General features: G+C 61.1%; 16 protein-coding genes. 11 read left to right on the top strand and 5 right to left on the bottom strand.

Annotation, left to right across the window (positions count from 1 at the left end):
- Nucleotides 1-8: 8 nt before the first annotated feature.
- Together coaD and M0746_RS27320 are read left to right on the top strand one after the other, a co-directional pair.
- Nucleotides 9-488 (top strand): pantetheine-phosphate adenylyltransferase, encoded by a 480-nt coding sequence (gene coaD, locus M0746_RS27325; RefSeq protein ID WP_042606545.1) that lies wholly within the window; start codon nucleotides 9-11, stop codon nucleotides 486-488.
- 102 nt (nucleotides 489-590) lie between these two features.
- On the top strand, nucleotides 591-842 hold the full coding sequence (locus tag M0746_RS27320) for a YfhL family 4Fe-4S dicluster ferredoxin (protein ID WP_003195146.1): 252 nt from the start codon (nucleotides 591-593) through the stop codon (nucleotides 840-842).
- 120 nt (nucleotides 843-962) lie between these two features.
- Here the strand turns inward: M0746_RS27320 and M0746_RS27315 are convergent, their stop codons facing one another.
- The 3 genes from M0746_RS27315 to M0746_RS27305 are packed head-to-tail and all read right to left on the bottom strand — an operon-like array spanning nucleotide 963 to nucleotide 2,980.
- The gene (locus M0746_RS27315; protein WP_258451259.1) at nucleotides 963-1,286 is read right to left on the bottom strand and encodes a multidrug transporter; all 324 of its coding nucleotides are present in this window, start codon (nucleotides 1,284-1,286) and stop codon (nucleotides 963-965) included.
- 56 nt (nucleotides 1,287-1,342) lie between these two features.
- The gene (gene mutM / locus M0746_RS27310) at nucleotides 1,343-2,155 is read right to left on the bottom strand and encodes a bifunctional DNA-formamidopyrimidine glycosylase/DNA-(apurinic or apyrimidinic site) lyase (RefSeq protein ID WP_090287192.1); all 813 of its coding nucleotides are present in this window, start codon (nucleotides 2,153-2,155) and stop codon (nucleotides 1,343-1,345) included.
- Nucleotides 2,156-2,167: 12 nt separating this feature from the next.
- Nucleotides 2,168-2,980 (bottom strand): HDOD domain-containing protein, encoded by an 813-nt coding sequence (locus M0746_RS27305; RefSeq protein ID WP_208941026.1) that lies wholly within the window; start codon nucleotides 2,978-2,980, stop codon nucleotides 2,168-2,170.
- 228 nt (nucleotides 2,981-3,208) lie between these two features.
- Between M0746_RS27305 and M0746_RS27300 the strand changes: the two genes are divergently transcribed.
- The 6 genes from M0746_RS27300 (at nucleotide 3,209) to ilvD (ending at nucleotide 10,935) form a co-directional block, all read left to right on the top strand.
- Entirely contained in the window at nucleotides 3,209-3,748 is a 540-nt protein-coding gene (locus tag M0746_RS27300) for a type 1 glutamine amidotransferase domain-containing protein (RefSeq protein WP_208939386.1), read from the top strand.
- 163 nt (nucleotides 3,749-3,911) lie between these two features.
- Nucleotides 3,912-5,108 (top strand): class I SAM-dependent rRNA methyltransferase, encoded by a 1,197-nt coding sequence (locus tag M0746_RS27295; RefSeq protein ID WP_093429813.1) that lies wholly within the window; start codon nucleotides 3,912-3,914, stop codon nucleotides 5,106-5,108.
- 446 nt (nucleotides 5,109-5,554) lie between these two features.
- Nucleotides 5,555-6,628: a SagB/ThcOx family dehydrogenase gene (locus tag M0746_RS27290; protein ID WP_258451258.1), complete on the top strand. Its 1,074-nt coding sequence runs from the start codon at nucleotides 5,555-5,557 to the stop codon at nucleotides 6,626-6,628.
- Nucleotides 6,625-7,602: a diiron oxygenase gene (locus tag M0746_RS27285; RefSeq protein ID WP_258451257.1), complete on the top strand. Its 978-nt coding sequence runs from the start codon at nucleotides 6,625-6,627 to the stop codon at nucleotides 7,600-7,602. Before M0746_RS27290 ends, M0746_RS27285 begins: the two co-directional genes overlap by 4 nt.
- Nucleotides 7,595-8,827, top strand: coding sequence for an MFS transporter (locus M0746_RS27280; RefSeq protein WP_258451256.1), 1,233 nt, complete (start codon nucleotides 7,595-7,597; stop codon nucleotides 8,825-8,827). Before M0746_RS27285 ends, M0746_RS27280 begins: the two co-directional genes overlap by 8 nt.
- A gap of 266 nt (nucleotides 8,828-9,093) precedes the next feature.
- Entirely contained in the window at nucleotides 9,094-10,935 is a 1,842-nt protein-coding gene (gene ilvD / locus M0746_RS27275) for a dihydroxy-acid dehydratase (protein WP_208939381.1), read from the top strand.
- 94 nt (nucleotides 10,936-11,029) lie between these two features.
- Here ilvD and M0746_RS27270 read toward each other — a convergent pair whose 3' ends face one another.
- Nucleotides 11,030-12,085 carry a haloacid dehalogenase-like hydrolase gene (locus tag M0746_RS27270; RefSeq protein ID WP_258451255.1) on the bottom strand — a complete coding sequence of 352 codons (1,056 nt, stop codon included), beginning with the start codon at nucleotides 12,083-12,085 and terminating at the stop codon, nucleotides 11,030-11,032.
- A gap of 239 nt (nucleotides 12,086-12,324) precedes the next feature.
- Here M0746_RS27270 and M0746_RS27265 point away from each other — a divergent pair, with 239 nt between their 5' ends.
- Nucleotides 12,325-13,716 carry an L-cystine transporter gene (locus tag M0746_RS27265; RefSeq protein ID WP_258451254.1) on the top strand — a complete coding sequence of 464 codons (1,392 nt, stop codon included), beginning with the start codon at nucleotides 12,325-12,327 and terminating at the stop codon, nucleotides 13,714-13,716.
- Between the two features lie 110 nt (nucleotides 13,717-13,826).
- Here M0746_RS27265 and M0746_RS27260 read toward each other — a convergent pair whose 3' ends face one another.
- Nucleotides 13,827-14,339, bottom strand: a complete 513-nt coding sequence (locus tag M0746_RS27260; RefSeq protein ID WP_258451253.1) for a dihydrofolate reductase — start codon at nucleotides 14,337-14,339, stop codon at nucleotides 13,827-13,829.
- A gap of 85 nt (nucleotides 14,340-14,424) precedes the next feature.
- Between M0746_RS27260 and M0746_RS27255 the strand changes: the two genes are divergently transcribed.
- Together M0746_RS27255 and M0746_RS27250 are read left to right on the top strand one after the other, a co-directional pair.
- Nucleotides 14,425-15,798 carry a DUF2868 domain-containing protein gene (locus tag M0746_RS27255; RefSeq protein ID WP_258451252.1) on the top strand — a complete coding sequence of 458 codons (1,374 nt, stop codon included), beginning with the start codon at nucleotides 14,425-14,427 and terminating at the stop codon, nucleotides 15,796-15,798.
- Nucleotides 15,791-17,167, top strand: a complete 1,377-nt coding sequence (locus M0746_RS27250; protein ID WP_258451251.1) for a GTPase/DUF3482 domain-containing protein — start codon at nucleotides 15,791-15,793, stop codon at nucleotides 17,165-17,167. The genes M0746_RS27255 and M0746_RS27250 overlap by 8 nt, the downstream gene beginning before the upstream one ends.
- Nucleotides 17,168-17,283 lie beyond the last annotated feature (116 nt).

The raw sequence follows: 17,283 nt of genomic DNA, 5'->3' as shown, positions 1-17,283 counted from the left end.
ACGACGCGATGAACCGAGTGTTGTACCCAGGTACCTTCGACCCTATTACCAAGGGCCATGGCGATCTGGTCGAACGCGCCTCGCGCCTGTTCGACCATGTGATCATTGCCGTCGCCGCCAGCCCGAAAAAGAACCCGCTGTTCCCGCTGGAACAACGCGTGGAACTGGCGCGCGAAGTCACCCGGCACTTGCCGAACGTGGAAGTGGTCGGCTTTTCGACGCTGCTGGCGCATTTCGCCAAAGAGCAGAACGCCAATGTGTTCCTGCGTGGCTTGCGCGCGGTGTCGGACTTCGAATACGAATTTCAGCTGGCCAACATGAACCGTCAGCTGGCGCCGGATGTGGAGAGTCTGTTTCTCACGCCGTCGGAACGTTATTCGTTCATTTCCTCGACGCTGGTGCGGGAAATTGCCGCGCTGGGCGGCGATATCAGCAAGTTCGTCCACCCGGCCGTGGCCGACGCGCTGACCCTGCGCTTCAAAAAGTAACGACCGTTCAAACGGCGCCCGCGTGCACTGCGGGCGCCAATGCGGCACAATTGCGCGCATTGATTTATAGCGCCCGGGCCTGCCGCCCCGGCTGGAGTTAGCATGTCCCTGATCATCACCGACGATTGCATCAATTGCGACGTCTGCGAACCCGAGTGCCCGAACGCCGCCATCTCCCAGGGCGAAGAGATCTACGTGATCGACCCCAACCTGTGCACCCAGTGCGTCGGCCACTACGACGAACCGCAGTGCCAGCAGGTCTGCCCGGTGGATTGCATTCCGCTGGACGAAGCGCATCCGGAGACTGAAGAGCAGTTGATGGAGAAGTACCGCAAGATCACCGGCAAGGCCTGATTCTTCAGCGCCTGTCAGGTCCTCTTCGCGAGCAGGCTCGCTCCCACATTTGAAATGCATTCCCATGTGGGAGCGAGCCTGCTCGCGAAAGGGCCATCAGCAGCACCACAAAAACCCCGCTCACTCGCGCTGCTCAAACCCCTCCCCCGTGCACCCCAGACACCGCACAAATGCCGCCTTCGCCGGGTCGACCACCAGCGCCTGCCCGGCATCGCCGACGCCGCCGCCCAGCGCGGTGAACGGCAACGACACGACAAACGCTCCGGCACCGATCACCGTGGCCACGACCAATAATGGCCGGGCGATCAATAGATCGCCGAGCATGGCGTAGGCCGGTGGGTTCTGGATGGTGTAGCGCGGATCACCGCTGCCGTTTTCCGAGGCCCGGGCAACCAGGCTGGAACACAACAGCAGTGTGACGAAGAGGACTTGCAGGCATTTCATGGCGCGATCCTTCGGGCTGAACAGTGAGACTCCTCACTATAGACCCAAGGATTTTTTCAGGTCTGGCAGCGCGGGCAGAACACACTGGCGCGCTGCCCGAGCTTGACCTCGCGCAGGCCGGTGCCGCAGACCTTGCAGTGCTCGCCGCCTCGCCCGTAGACAAACAGCTCCTGCTGGAAATACCCCGGTTGCCCGTCGCCGCCGATGAAATCACGCAACGTGGTGCCGCCGCGCTCGATGGCCGCAGCGAGGATGCGTTTGATCTCGATCGCCAGCTTCAGATAGCGCCCTCGGGAAATTCCACCGGCCGCTCGGCGCGGGTCGATACCGGCGGCGAACAGCGCTTCGGTCGCATAGATATTGCCGACCCCGACCACCACGGCGTTATCCATGATGAACGGCTTGACCGCCATCGCCCGCCCGCGCGACAGCTGAAACAGCCGCTCTCCATCGAACAGGTCGGTCAACGGCTCCGGGCCGAGGCGAATCAGCAATTCATGATTGAGCGGATCGCTGCTCCACAACATCGCGCCGAAACGCCGTGGATCGGTGTAGCGCAGCGCCAGTCCCGACTCCAGCTCGATGTCGACGTGCTCGTGCTTGAGCGCCGGCAATCCGGCTTCGACCAGGCGCAGATTGCCCGACATGCCCAGATGGCTGATCAGCGTGCCGACTTCGGCATTGATCAACAGGTATTTGGCGCGGCGCTCGACCAGCACGATGCGCTGCCCCGACAGGCGCACGTCGAGGTCTTCGGGGATCGGCCAGCGCAGCCGCCGATCCCGCACGATGACCCGGCTGACGCGCTGGCCTTCCAGGTGCGGAGCAATGCCGCGGCGGGTGGTTTCGACTTCCGGCAACTCAGGCATGCTGTCCTCGAATCAATGCGCGCCGAGGTCGCGGATCGTTTGCTTGAGGGTTTCGAAGTCGTAGTCCGACAGGCCGACGTAGTCGAGCACCAGCGGGCCGACGGCGTTCCACTCGAAGTCTTCAGTCTGGTTGCCCAGCACCCGGTACGACGCGCAGATGTGCTCGGCCATTTTCAGGATCGCCAGGAGGTTTTTCAGCTGGCTGTTCTTCGACGACTCGTCGCTGAAAATCGCCAGGGCGTTGTGGTGGTTGGCGATGGCCGCGCTGACATGCTCCGGCAGGCGCCAGGACTTGGCGGTGTAATAACCGACTACCGCGTGGTTGGTGTTGAACACACGATTTTCCGTGTCGACCACACGGCATTCCGGGCTGGCACTGGCGTAGGCCTCTTCCAGCACGGTCATGTAATCGGGGAAGCGCTGCAGCATCAACGGCACACCGCAATCGTGGAACAGGCCCAACGCATAGGCTTCATCGCCAGCCTGGGTGCCGATGCGCTTGGCCAGGGTCAGGCAGGTCATCGCCACGTCCTGAGCGGTGTCCCAGAAACGGTTGAGGGTGACGATGGTGTCGTCGTTCATTTCGCCCTTGATCGACTGCGCGTTGATCAGGTTGATGATCGAACGGCTGCCCAGCAGGTTCACCGCGCGCTGGATCGAGGTGATCTTGTTGCTCAGGCCGTAATAAGGCGAATTGACGATCTTCAGCAGCGCGCCGGACAGGCCCGGGTCCTGGGAGATCAGCTTGGCGATCACCTCCAGGTCGGGGTCGGGCATGTACTGCTCCATTTGCAGATCCACCATGATCTGCGGTTGCGCCGGCACACTGATGCCTTGCAGCGATTGTTGAATCTGTTCGGTGGTCAGCTCTTGGGACATAAGTACACACTCTGGGACAGGCGGCGATTCTAACCGCTGAAACCGCGGGGCGACACACCGACGGGCACATAGTCGGAACTTTCATTCAAGCCCAGGCTTCGGAATCTGTAGGGCGCATAAGACCTGAATGGTTCATTGCGAAAGAAAAATCTCCACAGACTCAGGAGCTTACCGATGGCAACTTCCCTCAATGGCAAACGCGTGGCTATTTTGGTTACCGATGGTTTCGAACAGGTCGAAATGACCGGTCCCAAGGATGCCCTGGAGCAGGCCGGCGTGCAGGTCGATATCCTTTCGGCAGAAACCGGTACGGTCAAAGGCTGGAACCACGACAAACCGGCGGACGATTTTCCCGTCGCCAACACCTTCCAGGCTGTGAGCATCGATCAATACGATGCCGTACTCCTGCCTGGCGGCGTGCAGAATTCCGACACGATCCGTATTGATCAGGACGCCCAGCATCTGGTCAAGACCGCCGCATCGGCCGGCAAGCCGATTGCCGTGATTTGCCATGGCAGCTGGCTGCTGATCTCGGCGGGACTGGTCAATGGCAAGACCATGACGAGTTATAAAACCGTCAAGGACGATCTGGTCAACGCCGGTGCCAACTGGGTCGATCAGGAGGTGGTCAAGGACGGCAACCTGATCAGCAGCCGCCAGCCGGACGACGTGCCGGCGTTCAGTCAGGCCCTGATTGACGCATTGGCTGCGTAAGCGCTGAAATCGCTTTCGCGCGCAGGCTCGCTCCCACAGGTATTAGCGATACCCATGCGGGAGCGAGCCTGCTCGCGAAGACGGCATCCGCGTTTCATCGCCGATCAAACCCGACACAAGTCGCAACACGCTATACTCCCGCTCTTTTTTCCGGAGCGACGTCATGTCCCTGCCTAGCTTGCGCCTCAAAGCCAACGCCGACCGTCGCCTGCGCGCCGGTCACCTGTGGGTCTACAGCAACGAAATCGATGTAGCCGCCACCCCGCTGCATGGCTTCAACGCTGGCGATCAGGCCATCCTCGAAGCCGCCGGTGGCAAGCCGTTGGGCATCGTCGCAATGAGCCCGAACAACCTGATCTGTGCCCGCCTGCTGTCGCGCGACATTAAAGTAGCGCTGGACAAATCCTTGCTGGTGCACCGTTTGAACGTGGCCCTGTCGCTGCGCGAGCGTCTGTTTGACAAGCCGTTCTACCGTCTGGTCTACGGCGATTCCGACCTGCTGCCAGGCCTGGTCGTCGACCGTTTTGGCGACATTCTGGTGGTGCAGATCGCTTCGGCGACCATGGAAGCGCACAAGGACGACGTGATCGCCGCCCTGACCCAAGTGCTCAAGCCAAGCGGCATTCTGTTCAAAAACGACTCCGCTGCCCGCGATGCCGAAGGCCTCAACCGCTACGTCGAAACCGTGTTCGGTCTGGTCCCGGAATGGGTTGCACTGGAAGAAAACGGCGTGAAGTTCGAAGCGCCGGTGATTCAGGGGCAGAAAACCGGCTGGTTCTACGACCACCGTATGAACCGCGCCCGTCTCGCCCCTTACGCCAAAGGCAAACGCGTCCTCGACCTCTACAGCTACATCGGTGGCTGGGGTGTGCAAGCGGCGGCCTTCGGCGCCAGTGAAGTGTTCTGCGTCGACGCTTCGGCATTCGCGCTGGACGGCGTTGAGCGTAACGCGGCGCTGAACGGTTTCGCCGACAAGATGACCTGCATCGAAGGCGATGTCTTCGAAGCCCTGAAAGAACTGAAGGCCAGCGAAGAGCGCTTCGACGTGATCGTGGCCGACCCGCCCGCCTTCATCAAGCGCAAGAAAGACATGAAAAACGGCGAAGGCGCCTACCGCCGCCTGAACGAGCAAGCCATGCGCCTGCTCAACAAGGACGGCATCCTGGTCAGCGCTTCGTGCTCGATGCACCTGCCCGAGGACGACCTGCAGAACATCCTGCTGACCAGCGCCCGTCATCTGGATCGCAACATTCAGTTGCTGGAGCGTGGCGGTCAAGGTCCGGACCACCCGGTGCACCCGGCCATCGCCGAGACACGCTACATCAAGAGCATCACCTGCCGCCTGCTGCCCAACAGCTGATTCACGCGGATTACGGGGAGCCAGCAGGCTCCCCGTTTGTTTTGCACGCTGCCCCCGGCGTGACTTCTTCGATCTTTCCTCAAACTTCCTACGATTACTTTCCTCCATACATGCAGGACGTTTCTCTGCGCACCTTAATTAATGAAACTTTGCCTACAAGTTACTTCAAGCACAACGACAGCTCCGACAAAATTACTGGATTTTTCCTACCTAATATCCGCTTGCCAATAATCCATTACAAACTATTATGAAGTTGTCACCACGAGGTGACTTCAACTATCAATGAACATGGAGTTCACATCATGAAACGCATTTCTCTGGAAAGTAAAAAACTCGCAAACCTGGCTTTTCTGGTTGCCGCTAAAGCCCGTTAAGTAAGGCAGGACGCCGGGGGAGTGCCGGCAACCCGGCGTCCTTTTAGACTTTACCCAGAGTGAATCGCCCCCATGCACATCAATCCCTTTCTCTTCATATTGCCGCGCCCTTCCGGACAGGTTATATGGAACTATAAAAACCATACCCAATATGAACTTGGTCTCGACCATACAATTCGCCTGGCGCACCTGATCGACAACCCCAAACTTTTCGACCCGCAAAACATCATAGACACAGAACTATTAAACGCAGGCATTCTAACTATTTCAAAACTCGACAACTTATCCTGGGGCTGGGACGAATTGTCGAAGATTTATCATATTGGCACTCAAAATATTCCGTGTGAACATACGCCCCAGAATATCCAGGAGTGGTCCAGGCACTATCTGGCGCATTGCAATGAAGTGCTCGCCGCACCGCCACCGGCGACAGATCGTCCGGGATGCAAGGCTGCGCAACGCATTGCCTTGCCCCGGCCTCGCGCCTTGAAAGACGAGAGCCTGACGCGCGCCCTGCTGCAACGCAAAACCTGTCGCACCTACACAGGCGCAGCGGTCACGCTGGATGATGTCGGTACACTGCTTTATCTCTCTTTCGGTTATCTCGAAGAACGCGAGCATGACCGCGACGACAGCATCGCCCACGGGCTCGGCGCCCGCCGAAGCAGCCCTTCCGCCGGCGGGCTGAACGCCTGCCAAGCCTTTCTGCTGGTACAGAATGTCGATGGTCTGGATCCGGGCGTCTACAGCTACCACCCGGCCGAGCATTCGCTGAGCCCGGTCAATCCTTTGCCAGAACCCGCGCTGGGCCAATTGCTCGCTGGCCAGCATTTCATCAATGACCTGCCATTGGGTATTTTCATCACCGCTCGTTTTGACTGGCTCTGGTGGAAATACGAACACTCAAGGGCCTATCGCATGGCCTTCGTCGAAGCCGGCCATCTGTCGCAGACTTTCCAGTTGGTCGCTACGGCGCTCGGCCTCAATACCTGGCTGACCGGTGCGTTTGCCGATCGGCAGGTCGAAGCCCTGCTTGCTCTTGAGGACAGCGCCGAACAACCGCTGTTCTTCGTCGGCTGCGGGCACAGTGACGGCCAGGCGATGTGCGACGAGATGCACGAACTGTTGAGCGAGGGCCACGCATGAGCCTGACGACTGCCGAGCCGGATGAGGCGCCGGTGTCATGGGCACTCAAGTTCACCCTCAAGGATTGGGAAAGCCGCGCCTCGGTGCGCAGCAGCACCCACGACTACCTGTTACCGGACGACGTGGCCCTGCAACTGCAAACCCGTCACTGGTTTCCTCCGGCCTTCATTGCCTATCTGGCGCATCCGGCCGTTCAGGCAGCAGGGCGCGACGTGCAGCACCGATTGTCCGCCAACCACCTGGTGCACTTTCTCGATTACACCACCCTGCTCGAACACCGCATCGTCAATCGCGCCGTGGAAGTGATCGTGCACCGCGAGCTGCCGGTTTTCGTGCCGCTGGCGATGAAACACGCGGCGTTGCAGCTCTACACCGACGAGGGCTACCACGCGTTGTTCTCCAATCGGCTGGCTGAGCAGATCGCCGGGTTCTATGGCATCACCGGGCGTCCTGCCCTGCCGAAGCGCATCGCACGCCTTAACGCCTTGATCGCCCGCACCCCGGAAAAGCATCGACCACTGGCATGGTTTCTGCTCGGTTTCGTTTCCGAAACCATCATTGCTCGCGAGCTGCTCGACGTTTGCCGCGACAGCCTGGTGTCCAGCGTCAGCGACATGCTGCGCGATCATCTGACCGACGAGGCCCGCCATAGTCGTTATTTCGCCGAAGTGTTCCATTATTTGTGGCTGTCGATGCTCAGCCGCCAGCGCACCTTCGTGAGCAGAACCCTGCTGGAAATCATCGGCATTTTTTTCGAGGCCGACGAACGCTGGCTGCAACAGAGCCTTCGCGGCGCCGGCATTGCCGAGGCAGACGTGATGGAAATCGTCAGTGGCATGGCCACCGTGCAGGCCAATCGCGCACGGGCGCGATCAGGTGCCGTCGCCACGCTGGATGCACTGCACAAGGCCGGTTTTTTTGCACTGGCCCATAACCGGACACTTTTTGCCAGGGCAGGACTGATCGATGCATAACGTAACAGCCGTGGTAACCGCCGGGCAGCGTCGCGCAGCGGTGAGCCTGTTACTGGCGATGGTGCTGCTTGGCGTGTTCCCGCTGGATGTATTGCTGCCCTCATTTCCAGCATTGGCGGTGCACTTTGCCCGTTCACCGGCAGACATTGCGCTGTCGATCAGCCTGTTTGCGGTGGGCATTGCATTTGCCCAGTTGTTGATCGGCCCCTTGTCAGACGTGATCGGGCGCAAGGGCTTGCTGCTGGCGGGCATGAGCGTGTCGATGCTCGGCGCAGCCGGCTGCGTGATGACCCGTGATTACACCCTGTTCCTGGTGTTCCGGGTCATGCAAGCAGTGGGTTGCGGATGCTTCGTGCTGTCCCAGGCGCTGGTGCAGGATCTGTTCAAAGGGGCTGAGCGCGACCGACTGCGCATCCTGATGGTCACGGCCACCGGGATTTTCATCTCGGTGTCGCCGCTGGCGGGCACCTTTCTGCAGGCCACGCTCGGCTGGCGCGGCAGTTTCTGGGTGTTCATTGCGCTGTCCGCCGTGGTGCTGGTCAAGGCCTGGGTGTTTTTGCAAAACAGCCGGCCGGCTGACAGTGGTGCGCGGGTCGGCTTCATTCGGTCCTATCGCCGCGTGTTGGGAGATGTCGAATTCGTCGGTTATTGGCTGATCTCGGCGTTTGCCTTCGCCTGCCATTTTTCCTTCATCGTGATCTCGCCGCTGATCTTCATGGATCAACTGCAGCTCGCGCCCTATGACTTCTCCTTGATCTTGCTGGTGTACGGTGCCGCCTACGTGGTCGGCGGCATCCTTGCCGCCTTGCTGAACCGGCGCATCACCCCGGTTCAGCAGATATTCACCGGGCTCGGCCTGATATTGGTCGCGGGGCTGGCAATGCTGTATCTGGCCGCCGAGCATGCGCTGGCCCCGGTCACGGTGCTGATCCCGATGCTGATCTGCACCGCCGGCACCACCATTGCCCGGCCTGCCGCGACATCCCGGGCCATGGGCCTGTTTCCTGAAAACGCCGGCACCTCGGCTTCGGCGGGCAGCACGATCATTTTCATTTGCGGCGGGCTGATCAGCGCGTTGATCAGCCTCAGCCCGAGCAATCTGCAAACGACGCTGGGTTACTGCTTCGTGCTGCTGAGCGCAATAGCGCTGCTGCTCAACCATCGGCTCAACCGTCGCGCCAGTCACGTTGCTGCCAATGCCGTGGCACAACCCGGCGGCGATTGAAGCTGCCAGTCGTCATTCCACACCGACCGTCTGCACGGCGCAACGCGTTGCGCCATTCCCTCCAGACGCCAGCGGTGTAGAATCGCCTCATTCATCGCCATTCATCCCCGGCGGGTTTATGAGCTCAGGCTGAGACCAGCGGCGATCCCGCAACGTCATCGGCAACTTGCGTAACGCACGACTATTTCCGTGGGTTGCAGAGGTCCATAGAAGCTCACTCCCCTTTAGCACCTGATTAGCACCTGATTAGCCGCCCGGAGTGTTCCATGCCAGATTATCGTTCCAAAACATCCACCCACGGCCGCAACATGGCCGGCGCCCGCGCACTGTGGCGCGCCACGGGGATGAAAGATGACGACTTCAAAAAGCCGATCATCGCCATTGCCAACTCGTTCACCCAGTTCGTACCGGGCCACGTGCATCTCAAGGATCTGGGCCAACTGGTCGCCCGCGAAATCGAACGTGCCGGCGGTGTGGCAAAGGAATTCAACACCATTGCCGTGGATGACGGCATCGCCATGGGCCACGACGGCATGCTCTATTCGCTGCCGAGCCGCGAGATCATCGCCGACTCCGTCGAGTACATGGTCAACGCCCACTGCGCCGACGCCATCGTCTGCATCTCCAACTGCGACAAGATCACCCCGGGCATGTTGATGGCAGCGTTGCGCCTGAACATTCCGGTGATCTTCGTTTCCGGCGGCCCGATGGAAGCCGGCAAGACCAAACTCGCTTCCCACGGCCTCGATCTGGTCGACGCCATGGTGATCGCCGCCGACTCCAGCGCCTCTGACGAGAAAGTCGCCGAGTACGAGCGCAGCGCCTGCCCGACGTGCGGTTCGTGCTCGGGCATGTTCACCGCCAACTCTATGAACTGCCTGACCGAAGCACTGGGCCTGGCCTTGCCGGGCAACGGTTCGACCCTCGCCACCCACAGCGACCGCGAGCAACTGTTCCTGCAGGCTGGCCGTACCATCGTTGAGCTGTGCAAGCGTTACTACGGCGAGAACGACGACTCGGTGCTGCCGCGCAACATCGCCAACTTCAAGGCGTTCGAGAACGCGATGATGCTCGACATCGCCATGGGCGGTTCGACCAACACCATCCTGCACTTGCTCGCCGCCGCCCAGGAAGCCGAGATCGATTTCGACCTGCGCGACATCGACCGCCTCTCGCGCAGCGTTCCGCAGCTGTGCAAGGTTGCGCCGAACATTCAGAAGTACCACATGGAAGACGTGCACCGCGCCGGCGGCATTTTCAGCATCCTCGGTTCGCTGGCCCGTGGCGGCCTGCTGCACACCGACCTGCCGACCGTGCACAGCCGCAGCATGGAAGAAGCCATCGCCAAGTGGGACATCACCCAGACCAGCGACGAAGCGGTGCACCATTTCTTCAAGGCCGGCCCGGCAGGCATTCCGACGCAGACCGCGTTCAGTCAGTCGACCCGTTGGGAAACCCTGGACGACGACCGTGAAAACGGCTGCATCCGCAGCTTCGAGCACGCCTACTCGAAAGAAGGCGGCCTCGCTGTGCTGTACGGCAACATCGCGCAGGATGGTTGCGTGGTGAAAACTGCGGGTGTCGACGAGTCGATCCACGTCTTCGAAGGCAACGCGAAGATCTTCGAAAGCCAGGACAGCGCCGTGCGCGGCATCCTCGCTGACGAAGTGAAGGAAGGCGACATCGTCATCATTCGCTACGAAGGCCCGAAAGGCGGCCCAGGCATGCAGGAAATGCTCTACCCGACTTCGTACCTGAAATCCAAAGGCCTGGGCAAAGCCTGTGCATTGCTCACTGACGGCCGTTTCTCCGGCGGCACGTCGGGCCTGTCCATCGGCCATGCTTCGCCAGAAGCGGCCGCCGGCGGCGCGATCGGCCTGGTACAGGATGGCGACAAAGTGTTGATCGACATTCCGAACCGCTCGATCAACCTGTTGGTCAGCGACGAAGAACTGGCGGCACGCCGCGCCGAGCAGGACAAGAAAGGCTGGAAACCGGTCGAACAACGTCCACGCAAAGTCACCACCGCGCTCAAGGCCTACGCCCTGCTGGCGACCAGCGCCGACAAGGGCGCTGTGCGCAACAAAGCGATGCTCGACGGTATTTAAAACAGCTGCAAGCACCAAGCTGCAAGCAGGAGCTGCGTTGCTCTTACTTGCAGCTTGTAGCTTGTAGCTTGCCGCTTGCCGCTATCAGCTGCGTTTATTGAATATCTTCAGGCTTGACGATCACCCAGTTTTTATCCGCCGTCACCGGCAACCCCTCCTTGGCCTGCGCCGCAGCGTGCTTGGCCATCATGCCGTTGATTTGCGTCATGTACTTGTCCTTGCGGTTGATCCACAAGTGGATGCCGCCCTTGGCCACGTCGACATCGTGGAACAGCATGTAGCCGTCGCTGGTCGGGGTGTCGCCGCCGACCAGTACCGGTTTTTTCCATTCATCGATGTAGGTGAGGATCGCCGCGTGCTTGCCGGCCATCCACGTCGCCGGGGTCCACAGGTAGGGCGTCAGCTCCAGACCGAGGTTGGCCTTCTCGTCATACTTGCCCGCTGTAATCTGCTTACGCGCGGTGGTCAGTTCATTGGTTTCACGATTCTTCAACAGTGTGGTCACGCCAATAACGTTCTGCGGTTTGACGTTGTAGCCGTACTTCGGGTCTGCCGCGACCATGCGCACCAGTTCCTCGGAGGCGGCGGTCATCACGTAGACCTCGATGCCGTTTTCCATCAGCTTGTTGTACAGCTCTTGCTGGCCGGTGAAGATCTTCGGCGGATTGACGTCGAGCGTCTTCACCACATCGCCTTCGTAATAGGTCGCCGGCACCGGTTTGCCCGAGGCCATCAGCTCATCGACGTAGCCCTTGAGCTCCTTGAGGGTGAAGCCGGAAAACACTTGCGCCACCCACGGATAGCAGACCATGTCGTCGACTTCGCAGAGGCGATAGTAGTAACTGAACAGGCTCTCCTTGTGCTCCGCGGTGTCCTTGAACGGCATCAGTTTCAGCGACGGATCGAGTTTGTCGCGGGTGATCAGGCCCCTGTTTTCCATGAACGGCAACAAGGACTCTTCGAGGTCGTAGCGGTAACTGGTGTTGTCCATGTCGAACACCGCGTAATTACCCTTGTTGGCATTGGCGGCGATCATCGCGTCCAGCGCCTTGGCCTGATCCGCCGGCCAATGCTTGAGATCCGTCGCAAATGCCTGGCCGGCAAGGCCAGCCGCCAGTGCCACCGCCAACAACGTGCGTGCAATTCTCATAGCGCTACTCCCCGATCGAAAGAGTTCGACGCTAACAAATAAGTGTGACAACCCTCGCCTGTCTGCGACCGAACACGTCCGTATTGCGCCAGATGCATTGCCGACAGCGACACGCGCTTATTCCAAAAACGACGGACACCCAGTGATTTCGGTATTAAATCATTGCAAATCAAGCTGTTAGGCTTTCCGGTTCGCAGCAGCCCCGGATGGCTGTTGGCACAGCCTTTTCTGGAGTCCTCATGAATCTACCGTTGATTCTCAACCTGCTGGTGTTCCTTGCCCTGCTCGTCGGTCTGGCGCAAACCCGCCACACCACCTGGAGCCTGGCGAAAAAAGTCCTGCTGGCGCTGGTGCTCGGCGTGGCGTTCGGCGTGGCGTTGCATACGATTTACGGTGCCGGTAATCCAGTACTGAAAGCCTCGATCGGCTGGTTCGATCTGGTCGGCAACGGCTACGTGCAGTTGCTGCAGATGATCGTCATCCCGCTGGTGTTCGCCTCGATCCTCAGCGCGGTGGCGCGTCTGCACAACGCTTCGTCGCTGGGCAAGATCAGCTTCCTGACTATCGGCACGTTGCTGTTCACCACGGCGATTGCCGCGCTGATCGGCATCGGCCTGACCAACCTGTTCGGCCTCACCGCCGAGGGGCTGGTTGCCGGCACGCAGGAAATGGCTCGCCTGCAAACCATTCAGAACGATTACGCCGGCAAGGTCGCCGACCTGAATGTGCCGCAACTGCTGCTGTCGTTCATTCCGCAGAACCCGTTCGCCGACCTGGCGCGAGCCAAGCCGACCTCGATCATCAGTGTGGTGATTTTCGCCGCGTTCCTCGGCGTGGCTGCGCTGCAACTGCTCAAGGATGATGTCGAGAAAGGTCAAAAAGTGATCAACGCCATCGACACCCTGCAAGCCTGGGTGATGCGTCTGGTGCGGCTGGTGATGAAACTGACCCCGTACGGCGTGCTGGCACTGATGACCAAAGTGGTTGCCGGTTCCAACCTGCAGGACATCATCAAGCTCGGCAGTTTCGTCGTGGTGTCGTACCTGGGTCTGGGCCTGATGTTCGTGGTTCACGGCCTGCTGGTGTCGGCGGCCGGGATCAACCCGCTGCGGTTCTTCAGCAAGATCTGGCCGGTGCTGACGTTCGCCTTCACCAGCCGTTCGAGCGCGGCGACCATCCCGCTGAGCATCGAAGCGCAGACCCGGCGCCTGGGCATTCCGTCGTCGGTGGCGAGTTTTGCTGCATCGTTCGGTGCGACCATCGGCCAGAACGGTTGTGCCGGCCTGTACCCGGCCATGCTGGCAGTGATGGTTGCACCGACCGTGGGCATCAACCCGCTGGATCCGTTATGGATCGCGACGCTGGTGGCGATTGTGACCTTGAGTTCGGCGGGTGTGGCCGGTGTTGGTGGCGGCGCGACTTTCGCCGCGCTGATCGTGCTGCCGGCGATGGGGTTGCCGGTGTCGCTGGTGGCACTGCTGATTTCGGTTGAGCCGCTAATCGATATGGGGCGTACGGCGTTGAACGTCAGTGGTTCGATCACCGCGGGGGCGATTACCAGCCAGGTGATGCAGCAGACCGATAAAGCGCTGCTGGATGCTGATGAGCATGCGGAACTCGCTCAGGCTTAAGCCAAGATGGTCGTTCCCACGCTCCGCGTGGGAATGCAGCCCGTGACGCTCCGCGTCACTTGGACGCAGAGCGTCCCTTGAGGCATTCCCACGCGGAGCGTGGGAACGATCTATGCGCGCTCCCAGACTTCGAAGCTGTACGCCGGCTTATCTTCAACCGCCGGGTTTTCCACGTTGGAAACCAGCGTCCACTGGTTTACATCAAACTGCGGAAACCACGCATCCCCTCCCGGGCTCAGCGCAACGCGGGTCAGGTACAGACGATCGGCTTGAGCCAGCCCTTGCGCATACAACTGTGCGCCGCCAATCAGCATCAGCTCATCGACGCCTTGCTCTTTCGCCCATTCCTCGGCGCGAGCCACGGCGGCGTCCAGCGACGGATACACTTCGGCGCCTTCGAGCGACAGGTCGGTCTGGCGGCTGACGACGATGTTCAAGCGCCCCGGCAACGGCCGACCGAGCGAATCCCAGGTCTTGCGGCCCATGATGATCGGCTTGCCGAGGGTCATGGCCTTGAAATATTTGAAGTCCCCCGGCAGGTGCCAGGGCATGCTGTTATCGACGCCGATCACGCGGTTTTCACCGAGGGCTGCGATCAGGCTGAGGGGCAGTGATTTAGTCATGCCGGCGAGGATACCAGAGCCGCGCTTACCCCGATAAGCGCCACAGCGGTTATGCTCAACGCTCATTTAAGCGACGGGACGCCGCGTGACTGAACTGACTCCACTGCAAAACCTCTGGCTGACCGAAACCATCCGCCTGCGCGAAGAACACGCAGGCCCCCTGGATGATCTGGAAGCCAATCGTCTGGCGCGCACCGGTGGCGGTGATCTGCCGAGCCGTATTCAGCGCCGCGCGCGATGGCTGGCCGACCGCGACGGGCTGACGCCGGCACTAAGGCACTGGCTGCAAGGCGCTCGTCTGGCGCTGGTGCTGCTGAGCCTGTTCGCCGTGTTGAGCGGCGCCGGGCTGGCCTTCGCCGCACTGGGGCAAACCCCGGTCAACGTCTTCTGGGCCTTGGGCAGCCTGCTCGGGCTGAACCTGATTCTGCTGCTGAGCTGGGCGCTGGGCCTGGTGTTTGCCGGTGAACACGGAGCGACGCTGGGCCGCGTGTGGCTGTGGCTCAGCGAAAAACTCGCCCGCGACGCCAAAGCCGCGCAACTGGCGCCGGCACTGCTGTTGCTGCTGCAACGCCGCAAACTCAATCGCTGGGCACTCGGCACGCTGGTCAACGGTTTGTGGTTGCTGGCCATGCTCAGCGCCTTGATCGTACTGCTGATGCTGATGGCGACCCGACGCTACGGCTTCGTCTGGGAAACCACGATTCTCAGCGCCGAAACGTTTATCCACATGACCCGGTCCTTGGGCAGCTTGCCGGCGCTGCTCGGCTTCACTGTGCCAACGGTGGAAATGATTCGCGCCAGCGGCGACGCCGCGCTGGATATCGAAAGCGCCCGGCAAGCCTGGGCCACATGGCTGGTCGGCGTGCTGGTGGTTTACGGCGTGCTGCCGCGCCTGCTGTTGACGCTGCTGTGCTTCTGGCGCTGGAACTGCGGTAAAGCCGCGCTGCGTCTGGACCTCAACCTACCCGGCTACGCGCAATTGCGCGAGCGGCTGATGCCGACCAGCGAACGCCTCGGCGTCAACGATCCTGAGCCGGCGCAACTGCACCGCGTCGAAAGCAGCGTCGACAAACTCGCCAGCGAAGGCGCGTTGCTGGTCGCCATCGAACTCGACGAACAACGCCCCTGGCCGCCCGCGTTACCGAAAAACGTCAGCAACGCCGGCATCCTCGACAGCCGCGAGTCGCGGCACAAGCTGCTCGAACAACTCAGCCGTTTTCCCCCGGCACGCCTGGCGATTGCCTGTGATCCACGGCGCTCGCCGGATCGCGGCAGCCTCGCGCTGATCGCCGAACTGGCGCGCAATGCCGGCGCCACCCGCGTCTGGCTGCTGCAAGCGCCGCCCGGCGAAGCGCTGGATGCTGATCGCTTGGGTGACTGGCATATCGCTCTGCAACAGCTCGAGCTGCCCTTCGCCGACTGCGCGCCGCTGAACTGGCTGGAGACGGGCCATGATTGATCTGCGCAAAGCGCCGCTGAAACTCGCGGTGGTCGGCCACACCAACGTCGGCAAGACCTCACTGCTGCGCACGCTGACCCGCGATGTCGGCTTCGGCGAAGTCTCCCATCGCCCGAGCACCACACGACATGTCGAAGGCGCACGGTTGTCGGTGGACGGCGAGCCGCTGCTCGACCTCTACGACACGCCGGGATTGGAAGACGCCATCGCCCTGCTGGATTTTCTCGAACGCCTGGAACGCCCCGGCGAACGCCTCGACGGCCCGGCGCGGCTGGCGCGGTTCCTCGAGGGCAGCGAGGCACGCCAGCGTTTCGAGCAGGAAGCCAAGGTGCTGCGACAACTGCTCGCCTCTGATGCCGGCCTGTACGTGATCGATGCCCGCGAACCGGTATTGGCCAAATATCGCGACGAACTGGAAGTGCTCGCCAGTTGCGGCAAACCGCTGCTGCCGGTGCTGAATTTCGTCAGCAGCGCCAACCATCGCGAACCCGATTGGCGTGAAGCGCTGGCACGCCTTGGTCTGCATGCACTGGTGCGTTTCGACAGCGTGGCGCCGCCGGAGGATGGCGAGCGGCGCTTGTATGAAAGCCTGGCGTTGTTGCTGGAAACCGCCCGCCCGCAACTCGAGCGATTGATCGCCGATCAACAGGCCCAGCGCCTCGCCCGTCAGCAGAGTGCGGCACGCTTGATTGCCGAATTGTTGATTGACTGCGCCGCCTGCCGACGCAGCGTGATCAGCGAGGCCGAACAGGAACAGCAGGCGATCAGCGAATTGCGCAAAGCGGTGCGGCAGCGTGAGCAGAAATGCGTCGAAGCGCTGCTCAAACTCTACGCGTTCCGCCCACAGGACGCGGCGGCCAGTGATTTGCCGTTGCTCGACGGGCGTTGGGGCGATGATTTGTTCAATCCGGAAACCTTGAAACAGCTCGGCGTACGGGTCGGCGGCGGCATCGCAGCAGGCGCGGCCGCCGGGGCTGGCGTCGATCTGCTGGTTGGCGGCATCACCCTCGGCGCAGCGGCCTTGGCCGGGGCGATCGCCGGCGGCGCCCTGCAAACGGCGCGCAGTTATGGCAGCCGCTTGCTTGGCAAGATCAAGGGTCAGCGGGAATTGACCGTGGATGATGGCGTGTTGCGGTTGTTGGCGTTGCGGCAGCGGCAGTTGGTGCTGGCGCTGGATCAACGAGGGCATGCGGCGATGGACGCGGTTCAGGTTGCAACACCTGTGGATAAAACCTGGCGCGAAGGCAAATTGCCTGAAGCCTTGAACAAGGCCCGGGCGCATCCGCCGTGGTCGTCGCTCAATCCGCATCCGAAGCTGAATCAGGCGGAAAGGCAGGAGCAGGTTGAGTCGTTAGCCAAAGAGCTCTAGTGCCTGGCCTGGCCCCATCGCTGGCAAGCCAGCTCCCACAGGGATCTCGGCTGATCACGAAAATTGTATTCACCGAAAAACCTGTGGGAGCTGGCTTGCCAGCGATGGCAGCAACC

Origin of the sequence: Pseudomonas sp. S11P7 (genome assembly GCF_023195435.1) — a bacterium.
GTDB classification, from domain to species: Bacteria; Pseudomonadota; Gammaproteobacteria; order Pseudomonadales; family Pseudomonadaceae; genus Aquipseudomonas; species Aquipseudomonas fluorescens_G.
This window is presented reverse-complemented; position numbering and strand designations above follow the sequence as displayed.